An 11633-nucleotide genomic window follows, 5' to 3' on the forward strand; every position below is an offset into this window, starting at 1 on the left:
GCCATACTCCAACCACGTTAACAATGAGGGTGATTGCAAATGACTACTTTGAAATTTCGTCGCAATAACAGATAATTAACCCATTGATAATTAACAAGTGTCGTTTCTATGAACGGTTCTATGGAATTTTTACAACGCTATGTTGAGTCATTTGGTTATGATTGGCTTAGCAATGTGTTACTCATCACAGCTGGTAGCTTCGTGCTTTGGCTTATCTGGCGTATTGTTTATGGCCGACTCGAGTCAATCACCGCCAAGACCAAGCTGGCGTGGGATGATCTCGTTATCCGCGCCGTTAAGACGCCAGTCAGTGCTCTCATTTGGGTGTGGCCCGCTACGGTATCCGTGGGGCTTATTGTTGCCTCACACTCAGATAAAGATACGGTTTGGCTGGGAAAAATCGACCTTATCCTCGTCATTTCGACCTTTATTTGGATTGCGCTGCGGCTGATCCAGAATGTGGAAGAGCATGTTTTAGCGCAAAAAAAGCGTGATGAAACAACAGTACAAGCCATTGCTAAAGTTGCCCGATTGTTTTTTGTCACTATTGGTATTCTCACCATCATGCAGGCATTGGGGCTAAGCCTTTCAGGTCTGCTAACGTTTGGTGGTGTCGGTGGTTTGATTGTCGGTTTGGCCGCTAAAGATCTGCTATCCAATTTTTTTGGCGGTATGATGATTTACTTCGACCGCCCGTTTAAAGTCGGAGATTGGATCCGCTCTCCAGACCGAGCTATTGAAGGTACGGTTGAGCGCATTGGTTGGCGCATGACCATTATTCGCACTTTTGATAAAAGACCGCTGTACGTGCCGAACTCTGTCTTCAGTAATATTGTGGTTGAGAACCCATCACGTATGCTGAACCGCAGGATCTACGAGACCATTGGGCTGCGTTACGACGATGGTGACAAGCTGGAGGCCATTGTAGACGAGGTAAAACTCATGCTAGAAAGCCACAAAGACATTGATAGTCGCCAAACCTTGATGGTTAACTTTGATGCCTTTGGTCCATCATCACTTAACTTTTTTGTTTATACCTTTACTAAGACAGTAAACTGGGCACGCTATCATGAAGTGAAGCAAGACGTATTGCTGCAAATTATGGGGATTATTCACAGCCATGGTGCTGACATCGCGTATCCAACGCAAACGCTAAAAATTGACCCCATCAAGATGGCTAACAACGAGGCTCAGTCAACAAACATTATTCAGCCGTAATCAAGCGGATATAGAAAAGGGCTCTTATGAGCCCTTTTTGCTGTTTGTCACTAGAGACCAAAACGCGAGATTAGATCACACCAAGCTCTCGAAGGCGCTCCATTAGGTAACTGTTCGCCGTATATTTTTCAGATAGCACTACATCTGGGTTTGGATGCAAGAACAGAGGCAACGAAATACGTGACGTTTCCTGTTTTTCTCCGGTTGGGTTGATGACACGGTGTGTCGTTGATGGGAAATAACCACCACTCGCTTCTTGAAGCATGTCACCGATGTTAATAATAAGGTTACCAAAGTCACAAGGGACATCTAACCAATCCCCTTCTTTGCTCAACACTTGCAGACCAGGTTCATTCGCAGCAGGTAACACTGTTAATAGGTTGATGTCTTCATGCGCAGCCGCTCGAATCGCGCCAGGCTCTTCATCGCCTGTCATTGGTGGATAATGCAGTACGCGAAGTAGTGTCTTCTCGCTGCCGTTGATCATTTCAGATAGCGCGATAGAAAACTTCTCTTGTACTTCAATAGGCGCATGCGCTTCAACCCAACCTAGCAACTCTTTGGCAAAGCTATTAGCTTTGTCGTAGTACTCAAGGATCTGTGCTCTAAGCTCCGGTGGAATTTGTCCCCAAGGGTAGACGTGGAAGTACTCCTTGATGTCTTTCACACTATGGCCTTTGGCTACCTCCGACACACTCGGAGGAAAGTAACCATCTTGTGTCTCCACATTAAACTGATAATCGCTTTTATGCTCAGACATAAAAAACTGATACCAATTTTCATAGATAGACTCTACCAGTTGCTGTGGGATTGGATGGTTTTTAAGTACCCCAAAGCCTGTTTCGCGTAGTGATGTGACAAATTGCTCAGCAGCATCCGCCGCTTGATAATCAACCGTTTCTAATTTCATGACTTTACTTTCTTGTCGTTATGATGCGACGCAGATGTTAAAAAAAAGTGCGCGCTTTTACAAAGATTCTCATGTCAGAGTTTGTCATGGATTCACTCTTTTGTGCGCTTGATCGCCAAATAAACACAAACAGTAATTGAACAGTGTTTTATTATACTTATACTAAGCTTACTCCATACTGTATCGATAAGTTGAACGCATGAATTATCCAACTTCCACCCGTTTTTGTCCGACCCTGATCTTGCTGACAGCGCTTTACTGTCTGGTATTTCTATTTTCCGCTATCGCCCCCAGCTCGAGAGCCGTATGGGTTGCCGAAATCATTCCTGCCGTTGGTATTCTTGCCTGTATCTGGCTTGTCTCTAAACGGTTCCAATTCTCTAAACTGGCTTACCTATTGATGTTCATATGGTTGGCTTTGCACACGATCGGCGCTAAATACACCTTCGCAGAAGTCCCGTTCGACTGGTTTAATCAATTGATTGGATCGGAACGCAACAATTTTGACCGTGTGGCTCATTTCTCTATAGGGCTTTATGCATTCCCCATCGCAGAGTATGTCTACCGCACACGTGTTATGAGTAAGCTGCCAGCAACGATGTTTGCCCTGTTTGCCATTATGAGCTTGGCTGCCGCGTATGAGATCATTGAATGGTGGTACGCCGCACTGGCGGGCGGCGATGAAGGGATCGCGTTTCTAGGCTCCCAAGGAGATATCTGGGATGCCCAAAAGGACATGCTTTGTGACACGCTCGGAGCCTTAACATCATTGACGCTATTTTGGCTAACGTCGTCTGCTAGGGATTAACGTGTTGCTTTAACCAATTGAGGTATGGGCGATAACCTGCCTCAATGGGTAACGCGACAATTTGTGGTACTTCGTAATCATGGTTAGCAATGATGGCTCTTTCTAACTTAGAATAGGCCTCATTGGTGGATTTGATGATCATTAAAACCTCATCATCTTGGCACAACTCTCCATCCCAAACATAGTGGCTTTCTATCTGCTGCGTTTGAATACAAGCCGCAAGGCGCGATTCTAATAACACTTTAATCAAGCCATCTGCTTGCTGTTTGGAGCCGACAGTCGTGAGCACCGTGATTGCATTCGATTTCATCAAGTCCTTCCCTATTTCATCCGTACTTTGCCGCCAATCATTTTAATCGATGGCGCGCCTCTTATCAGCGTTTCTCTACCAAACACACTCTCGCATTCAGGACAAACGCCAATGGTTGTCGTGTAATCTTCGGTGATGCGTTCTTTAAAACATTTCACTAGTGCCCCCTTACCGCCCTTGCGATAACGGTACAACTTACAGCCACATTTTGCGCAAAAGATATTCACTGCTTTAGCCGGCGCTTTTTTGTTTGGTTTTGCCATGGCTACTCAGATACCTCAAGATTGTCAGGCTTTACCCACACCTTACTAAAATCAAACCAGCCAAGCGCGTTACATTTCGCGTTCTGTAAGCTACCACAATGATCTTTGCTGATCCCAAGCCAGCAATGGAACAAAGGTATCAGTTGATAATGCTGCACCAATTGCTTGCCGATCTCCTGGGCTGGAAACTTAGTGTTCACTTGGCTACGCCAGCCTGTGACGAGATCACGCCAACGAGCGAATTCCTCTGGTTTAGCCATGTTCTCAATGTCACTGTAGTCCAGTAGCCAGCCTGCTAAGGCATCTTCTCGATTGCTGGCAATGCCCATAGGGCGGATCCAAATGTCAACATCTTCAAAGCTTGGCGCATCCACACCATAACGAATAAATTTGGCACGTATTCCATCCTGCTTTAACAGCGCTTCAATAGCGACTGAAATCTCAGGGAACGTTGGATGCTCGGCGTAATAGGCGATGCGAATTTCGCCCATTAGTTCATGGTCAGACTCACTACCTTCTGACCCAATTGTGCTGTCCTGAGCGTGCCCCTTAATCGGTTGATGGTACCAGCCAGGCTTAATGCCATGTGCGGGAATCATACCCAGTTCTTTTATGGTCTCTTCAGGCAACATTCTGAAAATGGCCAATGAATTGAGTCTTTTGGTTAAGTAGCGCGCCCAACTATCTTGTTTTGCAATACCAGACGTTCGGTTAAGCAATAGATACGTACAGCCTGGATCGAGATCAATACCATCATGAATGTCGGAGCGAGCACCAGCAATAGGATCGGCAAGGCTCGGAAACACCATAGTGGAATGCACTTCATCGATAACCCATACCTCAACCGTATCCAGTAAAGGTCGGTAACCAAAGTAACCGTCAAAGGCAGATAAAATAAGCCTTTTGTCATTATTGGTCGTCACCGAATAAGGGCCAGTGCCAATTGGGTAGCGATCAAAATCGTCCCCACGCATAGTTTCCGGTGGCAAAATTTTCGCCATATTCTCGGCAAACAATTGTGGGACACGATGATCGGGTTGTGTGAAAGAGATATCAATCACCCAAGGTGAAGGGGTTAATACCTGACTTAAGTGTTGGAATAAATTATTGGATTTTAGCGATTCGATACTGCTAATAATATGTTCAATCTTAAGCAGTTCGCCATTGTGGAAACGTACACCAGGACGAATATAGAATCGCCATTGTGTTTCACTTACTTGTTGCCAATGGTGGGCAAGATCGGGTTGCAGTTCATCATTTTCATCAAATTTGGTCAGACCGCTAAAGACCTGACGAGCGATATGAATTTCTGAACGACGCATCGGCTTTTTAGGGTTTAGCATCGATAATGGGCGATAATATGGCAAGCGAATCACTTGCTTACCATCAGCCTGAGAAACACCTAAATAGCTTTGAATCACACTCGTTAGGCGGTTGGCGTCTTTATCAAGGACATTGAGCGCGTGACCAATACGCCCTTCTTCTAAATAGCGTCGCGCTAATGTTTCACTAACGTCATTTCGGTTCTGTTTAAAAATCAGTTTAGATAACTTGCCGCGTCCCGCTGCCGGGTGCCACTCAATCCATCCCTCTTCTTCCAATTTGTTCAATACAATTCGAGCATTACGGCGCGTACAAAACAAAATGCCGGTCACGTCCTCAAGTTGGGTCTCGGCATTTTGACCAGAGAAGTGCTCAAATAAGATTTCGAATTGCTTACGAAGGCGAGGGCTACTCATAAAGAGGAAATTCCATAAATGCTATTGCCTTTAAGTTTCCTCTTTATAAGGGTAATTAGCAAGTTACATGCGCAAGATCTCGATGCCGCATGCCTCAGAAATGGCGTTAACTTGGGTTTCATCATCAAGTTTCACTGACCATTTACATTCCGCACCATTAGCAGACAGTATGCAGGCAGGTAAAATAAGCTGTAATGCATCCACTTGAGACTGTAATGTGATCTGTCCAACTGAGTAGCGAACCACCACTTCGTGGGGGGTTGCGATGACTTTACCGCTGGAAAAATTAATAACCATTATTTGCCCTTTTTGTGCTTTTTAACGGCAATCGTTAAACGGCTGGTGCAAACAAGACGTTGTTTATCGTCAGTAATATCGATTTGCCACACTTGTGTGGATACCCCCAAATGCATAGGTTTGGCCGTACCAACAACATAACCCGATCGCATGGCTCTAATGTGATTAGCGTTGATGTCTAAGCCGACACAATAATGATTGTCATCAACACAAAAATTAGCCGCTAGCGATCCCAATGTTTCTGCCAATACGACCGAGGCACCGCCATGAAGCATCCCCAAAGGCTGGTGAGTAAAACTGCATACCGGCATGGTTGCTGACAAGGTATTGTCGCTAAAGTCGGTGTATTCGATTTGAAGATGCTCTATAAGCGTATTCTTAGATGTGCGATTAAGCGCCTCCAAAGATATATTCTTCTTCCAAATACTCATCGATAAATCCTATACTTAGCTGATTGAATGATAAGAATGATGCCTTCAGTTATCCAGAAAGGCAAACATCTCACAAAGGACAAGGGAGTCATTATCATGAAACGTTGGACAAAGGTGTGCTGCACTGCTGCGATAACTGCAGCCATCGCAGCTTGTTCGTCGTCTCCAACTGGACGTAATCAAATCATACTGTTCTCAGATGCCCAAATGAGTGATCTCGGCTCTCAATCATTTGAGCAGATGAAACAGCAACTAAAAATCAGCAATAACCAACGCATTAATGAATACGTTCAGTGCGTTGCAAAAGCCATTACTGACCACGTGCCCCCTCAGCCTGAATTTGCCGAGTGGGAAGTTGTCGTTTTCGATTCTGAACAAGTGAATGCATTTGCTCTACCCGGCGGAAAAATTGGCGTTTATACCGGTCTATTGGATGTCGCAGTGAATCAGGATCAACTGGCAACCGTTATTGGTCATGAAGTTGCACATGTGCTCGCCGATCACAGCAACGAGCGTCTGTCACAATCTCAACTAGCCAATGCCGGGTTACAAGTCACTAGCGTCGCGTTGGGAGGCTCTCAACATAAAGATGTCACTATGGCAGCACTGGGTGTGGGCGTACAATACGGCGTGATTCTCCCTTATGGGCGAACGCAAGAGTCAGAAGCCGATATTGTTGGTTTAGAGCTAATGGCCAAAAGCGGCTTTGACCCATTTCAAAGTGTCGAACTTTGGAAAAACATGGCTAAGGCTTCCGGTGGAAATCAACCTCCGGAACTACTTTCAACCCATCCCTCTCACGACACTCGTATTTCTGATTTGAAAGCTAAGGCTAACCAACTGCCTGACTACGACACCTCACATCCGACTTGCAAAAAAGCATAGTGGCTGGTTTTGCCGGAGAAAATTCTCCGGCTTCAGACTCTTCTCCCTCTCCAATTTCCTTCCACTTGCAAAATGCAACCAAAATCATAACGTGCCGCTGTAGCATTTTTGAGCAAAAGCTCTTTGATTTTACCTATCCTTTACATATATTTAACAACAGGTCTGACAAGTCGCACTGACTACCTAATCAAAGATGCGGCAGAGCAGATCCCCTACATTTACGAAAGGATGACTAAATGAAAAGAAGAATGCTGCTGACACCAATAGCAATCGCTGTTGCTGCACCCTCAGTGTTTGCCGCTGGATTCCAGGCAAATGAACACTCCGCTTCCGGCTTAGGGCGCGCCTTTTCTGGTGAAGGTGCCGTGGCCGATAATGCGAGTGTGCTCGCTCGCAACCCTGCAGCGATGACCTTATTTGACACAGCTCAGTTCTCCGGTGCTATTTCAGTGGTTGATCCACAAGTTGACGTGACTCAAACTTCCCCTATCAATCAAACGTCTAAAGATGTTGCGCCAACTCAGCTGGTTCCCGGAGCCTATTACATTAGCCCTATTAACGAACAATGGGCATGGGGCATTGGCCTATTTACTAACTATGGCGTTGCAACAGACTATCCCGACGGTATTTATGCCGGGGACCTAGCGGGTGATACCTCGCTCATTACCGTCAGCCTGAACCCAAATATCGCTTACCGCATTAACGAGTCTTTTTCCGTTGGTACTGGCGTTAATCTGACTCATGCTGAAGCTGAGCTCACTCGCCATAAAGGCGGTTTAGCCCCAGGGTTTGGAGGTACTAACCCAAGTGATAATCTTATCGGCCTTAAAGGCGATACGTTTGGTTATGGTTGGAATCTTGGTGCGCTTTACGAAATTAATAACAACAATCGCATAGCACTCACCTACCGCTCAGCCGTTGATCTCGAGTTTAAAGACGGTGAGTTTTCCAGCTATGACTCAGGTATTGCAACTCAACCAACGGTAGATGGCCGCTTGGATGTCACTCTTCCTGCAATTTGGGAGCTTTCTGGTTATCACAAGTTCGCTGACAAGTGGGCACTGCATTACAGCTGGTTTAGAACAGAATGGAGTAGCTTCACGGAGCTGAAAGCCACGTCTCCCGATTGTAATGATGGGACACCCGGCCAGTGTTTTTATAAGAAAGAAGATTACGAAGATAATAACCGTTACTCCTTGGGCTTTACTCATTACCTAAATCAAGACTGGACGCTTCGCGCCGGTTTCGCTCTTGACCAACAAGCAGGCAAAACCACATTGAGCATCCCAGATACTGACCGCTATTGGTACTCTGCCGGTTTAACCTATCAATGGAATCCAAACCTATCCTTTGATGCTGGCATCACCTACATCCATGGCAAGCCGGGCTCCTTTACTGAAGAAAATGCCTCAGGTGAAATATTAACCTTCGATGCCTCATCGTCTGCCGCCATTGGTGCGCTTCAAGTTAACTATGTCTTCAATTAATGGCCAGAGAAAGGATTCAACAATGAAAAAAACAATTCTTGCGACCGCACTGTCTGGCGCTCTTTTGCTTTCCGGTTGTGGTAGTGAAGCCACACAAAGTGGTGAAGCGACGCTGCCGACCTACGAATCATTTATCACCGCATCGCTGGCACAGCCAACCCAGCTTGAGTTTATTTTGAGTGGCAGTAACGCCACCGTACCTGTACCCAACAACCTACTGTTTAACTCAGTTGATGGGACGATCGAAATTCCAACCGATGATAGTGCGTTATCAAACCCCATTGCTGCGATGGGACAAATGGATGGTTGGTCGACAACTGCCAGCTTTCTTATTCCTTTTTCTGGACAATTGGATGCCGCGACTGCAGCCGCATCGGTAAGTCTTGTTAAGATCTCAGATAAAATGACCGGTAATCCAGCACCGGAGAAAGTTTTGGTATTCCCTACCGATTATTTTGTGAGTGTATCTGGTGGTAACCTTGTCATTACGCCAACCAAACCATTGGATCCGGCTTCTGAATATCTGGTCGCGGTTAATGATTCGCTCCAAGATAGCGACGGCGAAAAAGTGGGTATGTCTCAGAGCTACGCCTCATTGAAATCCAAGTCACGCCCTTACCAATCGGGTGATTTAGTGGCTGCCCAGCAGCTTGTCTATGGCGTTGAGGCGTTGGTTGAAGGCGCTACCACTGCACTAAGTCCTAACCCAGTCAGCGCAGAAAGCATTGTATATTCCGCATGGTTTAGCACCCAGTCTGTAGGAGCAACGCTTGCGGCGACAAAAGGCATGTTGGCGTTAGCACAGGGAACTGATTACAGCTACGCAACAATATGGAAAGACAGTGCAAATCCCAATAACGCAGCTGTGGCAACTATAGGTCAAATGACTTTTGGCACAGGAGAAGATTATGCGACAGTGCTGGCAAATGATGCCAATTTTACCAAGTACATTGCGACAGCAGAACAACGTGACAACGTTATTGGCCTCTATAACTTAAATACGCCAAATATGGTCACAGTAAGTCGAGGAACCGTTAACCTTCCGTATTACTTAGAGAAAGGGGCAAATTGGGATACCCAACCTTTTGAGTCTGGCTCAGACAGTTTAGCGATCATCACCTCTGTGACAAAAGAAAGTGACGCAGAAAAGGCACATTTTTCACAGCAACTTGAAGATAAAGGACTCGATCCTACCGATTTCTTCAATGACCCGGCGTCAAAGCTTCAAGACATCATCGGCGACAGTTTTACTAAGCTTGATGGCTCTCGCTACGACGTGGAGCGTATCGTGACTCAATACTCACCGGTACCGGTGATCAAGTCAGTCGAAGCGGTCAACTATCTGTTGTTCACCCCTACTAACCAAGACCCAGACACAGGTATACCGCTGAAAGGGCTGGTCATCTATCAGCACGGCATTACATCGGCAAAAGAAAACAGCTACTTTTTTGCCAATAATCTCGCATTGCAAGGTTATGCCGTTATCGCCATTGATGCGCCCATCCATGGGGATAGAAGTCTAGACGAACAACGCTCGGCTAATGCGAATGTTCTGGCTTACATGAACTTGTCCGTGCTTCCAGTCGCTCGCGATAATATCCGCCAATCTATGCTAGACCTGATTACTTTACGCTTAGCACTTGGTACTAATCAGATAGCACAGCAATTTGCCGGCACTTCGCTCGCGGCACTTCCACCGTTAGCGACCAACGCACCAAGCTTTATCGGTCACTCACTTGGCGGAATCTTAGGTGTTCCAGCGGTCGCTCAATCAAGCGCTGCGCTCGACCCATCAGTCGATGTATTGTTCTCATTCAAAAATGCTTCGTTTGTGAACGCTGGCGGGCAAATTGCAAATCTCTTGCTTGGTTCACAAGCATTTGGTCCCGTTGTTACTCACAACGTCGCGCTAGGTGGTATCACTAAATATGCTACATACGAAGCAGAGAACTGTGGCACACCGGGTACCGAAAACTATGAGATAAATTGTCTAAATGGCTTTGAGAGTCTCGACCCTGCAGTGAACTACGCTGAACTAATCTCGGCAACGTCACAATTTAGTTTCGCGGCGCAAACCGTGCTTGATACAGCGGACCCAATCAACCATGCGGCCACGCTCAACACGACAGCGACTAGCGCTTACATGGCACAAGTACTGGGTGATGATACAGTGCCCAATAATGTAAACGGTCCTAGTGGTACTCCAGCAACCAAATACGCCTTAAGTTCACCACTGGCTGGAACCGAGCCGCTGGCAACAGCGCTTGCTTTAACGCCTGTGGTGGCTAGTAGCGGCGTTGGTGAAAAGACTTCACCGTTTGTTAAGTTTGATAACAGTGGACAACATTCAACGTTTGTTATTCCACAAGGCAGTAGCGACATCGCTCATCACTCGGAGATGCAAGCGCAAGTTGCTAGCTTCATACAGATTGATAAGGCTACAGTGCAAGACACAAGCGTGCTCGAATAAAGGCATTTTCCAAGTAAAAGCACGGTTTCGACCGTGCTTTTTTTTATGCCCAAGATCACACTTTCCCGTAAAACCATGTATAATGCGCGGCTATCAAACCAGTGATACTAAAATTAAGTACCACATCATCTTAACCATCAGCCTCTATGCTGCTGGTCATATCAAAATAAGGTATATGTATGTCTACTGAAGCAACCATGCTTGAACGCTGTGAAAACAAATGTGAACTTTGTGCTGCCGAAACCGCTCTCACGCCATTCGCTGTTGCCCCTCATACACACATCACGGTTGATCACGCGATTATGCTTTGCGACACATGTCAAAGCCAGATTGAAAACCCAGAAACGATGGACGTTAATCACTGGCGTTGCCTGAACGACAGCATGTGGAGCCAAGTTGCTCCGGTTCAAGTAATGGCATGGCGTCAACTTAAGCGCCTTTCTGCTGAAGGTTGGGCTCAAGATCTTGTCGACATGATGTACATGGACGAAGAAGTGGCAAAATGGGCTGAGCTTGGTCTTGATGAAAACCAAGAGAAACCACGTGACGTGAACGGCGTTGAACTTAAGAAAGGTGACGACGTAACGGTGATCAAAGATCTACCAATCAAAGGTTCTTCTCAAGTAATCAAACAAGGTACTGTGATTCGCGGTATCAGCGTTAATCTTGACGATCCAAAACACGTTCAAGGCCGTGCAAATGGTCAAGCAATGTATGTGATTGCTGAGTATTGCCGTAAAAAGTAATCGAACAGTTTGGGTGCTCAAAGGCATCTAGATAAGAGAGCGACCAACAAGGTCGCTTTTTTTATATCT

The 11633-nt window shown here is 46.1% G+C and carries 12 protein-coding genes; 6 read left to right on the top strand and 6 right to left on the bottom strand.

Translation table 11 applies throughout. From position 1 onward, the window contains the following. The first annotated feature begins 120 nt into the window (after nucleotides 1–120). Nucleotides 121–1218 carry a mechanosensitive ion channel family protein gene (locus AAA946_RS19680; RefSeq protein ID WP_338166457.1) on the top strand — a complete coding sequence of 366 codons (1098 nt, stop codon included), beginning with the start codon at nucleotides 121–123 and terminating at the stop codon, nucleotides 1216–1218. 70 nt (nucleotides 1219–1288) lie between these two features. On the opposite strand, the gene AAA946_RS19685 is transcribed toward AAA946_RS19680, so the two are convergent. Then, the gene (locus AAA946_RS19685) at nucleotides 1289–2128 is read right to left on the bottom strand and encodes an isopenicillin N synthase family dioxygenase (protein ID WP_338166458.1); all 840 of its coding nucleotides are present in this window, start codon (nucleotides 2126–2128) and stop codon (nucleotides 1289–1291) included. 199 nt (nucleotides 2129–2327) lie between these two features. Between AAA946_RS19685 and AAA946_RS19690 the strand changes: the two genes are divergently transcribed. Next, entirely contained in the window at nucleotides 2328–2936 is a 609-nt protein-coding gene (locus tag AAA946_RS19690; protein ID WP_338166459.1) for a DUF2238 domain-containing protein, read from the top strand. Here the strand turns inward: AAA946_RS19690 and cutA are convergent. From cutA to AAA946_RS19715, 5 genes are all read right to left on the bottom strand, one after another. Beyond that, nucleotides 2926–3246 (bottom strand): divalent-cation tolerance protein CutA, encoded by a 321-nt coding sequence (gene cutA / locus AAA946_RS19695; RefSeq protein ID WP_338166460.1) that lies wholly within the window; start codon nucleotides 3244–3246, stop codon nucleotides 2926–2928. The genes AAA946_RS19690 and cutA overlap by 11 nt on opposite strands. Nucleotides 3247–3257: 11 nt before the next feature. Further along, a complete protein-coding gene (locus AAA946_RS19700; RefSeq protein WP_338166461.1) occupies nucleotides 3258–3509 on the bottom strand; it encodes a hypothetical protein in 252 nt (83 codons plus the stop codon). 2 nt (nucleotides 3510–3511) lie between these two features. Then, nucleotides 3512–5248, bottom strand: a complete 1737-nt coding sequence (locus AAA946_RS19705) for an SgrR family transcriptional regulator (protein WP_338166462.1) — start codon at nucleotides 5246–5248, stop codon at nucleotides 3512–3514. Nucleotides 5249–5311: 63 nt separating this feature from the next. Further along, entirely contained in the window at nucleotides 5312–5545 is a 234-nt protein-coding gene (locus AAA946_RS19710) for a DUF3389 family protein (protein WP_338166463.1), read from the bottom strand. Beyond that, complete coding sequence (locus AAA946_RS19715; protein ID WP_338166464.1) at nucleotides 5545–5976, bottom strand: hotdog fold thioesterase; 432 nt, start codon at nucleotides 5974–5976, stop codon at nucleotides 5545–5547. Before AAA946_RS19715 ends, AAA946_RS19710 begins: the two co-directional genes overlap by 1 nt. 96 nt (nucleotides 5977–6072) lie before the next feature. On the opposite strand from AAA946_RS19715, the gene AAA946_RS19720 reads away from it, so the two are divergent. From AAA946_RS19720 to AAA946_RS19735, 4 genes are all read left to right on the top strand, one after another. Further along, the gene (locus AAA946_RS19720) at nucleotides 6073–6861 is read left to right on the top strand and encodes a M48 family metallopeptidase (RefSeq protein ID WP_338166465.1); all 789 of its coding nucleotides are present in this window, start codon (nucleotides 6073–6075) and stop codon (nucleotides 6859–6861) included. A gap of 236 nt (nucleotides 6862–7097) precedes the next feature. Further along, nucleotides 7098–8348 (top strand): outer membrane protein transport protein, encoded by a 1251-nt coding sequence (locus AAA946_RS19725; protein WP_338166466.1) that lies wholly within the window; start codon nucleotides 7098–7100, stop codon nucleotides 8346–8348. 22 nt (nucleotides 8349–8370) lie between these two features. Then, nucleotides 8371–10818: a VolA/Pla-1 family phospholipase gene (locus AAA946_RS19730; RefSeq protein ID WP_338166467.1), complete on the top strand. Its 2448-nt coding sequence runs from the start codon at nucleotides 8371–8373 to the stop codon at nucleotides 10816–10818. A gap of 179 nt (nucleotides 10819–10997) precedes the next feature. Next, a complete protein-coding gene (locus AAA946_RS19735; RefSeq protein ID WP_338166468.1) occupies nucleotides 10998–11564 on the top strand; it encodes a PhnA domain-containing protein in 567 nt (188 codons plus the stop codon). The last annotated feature ends 69 nt before the right edge of the window (nucleotides 11565–11633 follow it).

Source organism: Vibrio sp. 10N (assembly GCF_036245475.1).
Lineage (GTDB): Bacteria > Pseudomonadota > Gammaproteobacteria > Enterobacterales > Vibrionaceae > Vibrio.

Excerpts from the sequence above, each read along its gene's own strand:
- AAA946_RS19680 (WP_338166457.1), top strand. The coding sequence starts at position 121 with ATGGAATTTTTACAACGCTATGTTGAGTCATTTGGTTATGATTGGCTT.
- AAA946_RS19685 (WP_338166458.1), bottom strand. The coding sequence starts at position 2,128 with ATGAAATTAGAAACGGTTGATTATCAAGCGGCGGATGCTGCTGAGCAA.
- AAA946_RS19690 (WP_338166459.1), top strand. The coding sequence starts at position 2,328 with ATGAATTATCCAACTTCCACCCGTTTTTGTCCGACCCTGATCTTGCTG.
- cutA (WP_338166460.1), bottom strand. The coding sequence starts at position 3,246 with ATGAAATCGAATGCAATCACGGTGCTCACGACTGTCGGCTCCAAACAG.
- AAA946_RS19700 (WP_338166461.1), bottom strand. The coding sequence starts at position 3,509 with ATGGCAAAACCAAACAAAAAAGCGCCGGCTAAAGCAGTGAATATCTTT.
- AAA946_RS19705 (WP_338166462.1), bottom strand. The coding sequence starts at position 5,248 with ATGAGTAGCCCTCGCCTTCGTAAGCAATTCGAAATCTTATTTGAGCAC.
- AAA946_RS19710 (WP_338166463.1), bottom strand. The coding sequence starts at position 5,545 with ATGGTTATTAATTTTTCCAGCGGTAAAGTCATCGCAACCCCCCACGAA.
- AAA946_RS19715 (WP_338166464.1), bottom strand. The coding sequence starts at position 5,976 with ATGAGTATTTGGAAGAAGAATATATCTTTGGAGGCGCTTAATCGCACA.
- AAA946_RS19720 (WP_338166465.1), top strand. The coding sequence starts at position 6,073 with ATGAAACGTTGGACAAAGGTGTGCTGCACTGCTGCGATAACTGCAGCC.
- AAA946_RS19725 (WP_338166466.1), top strand. The coding sequence starts at position 7,098 with ATGAAAAGAAGAATGCTGCTGACACCAATAGCAATCGCTGTTGCTGCA.
- AAA946_RS19730 (WP_338166467.1), top strand. The coding sequence starts at position 8,371 with ATGAAAAAAACAATTCTTGCGACCGCACTGTCTGGCGCTCTTTTGCTT.
- AAA946_RS19735 (WP_338166468.1), top strand. The coding sequence starts at position 10,998 with ATGTCTACTGAAGCAACCATGCTTGAACGCTGTGAAAACAAATGTGAA.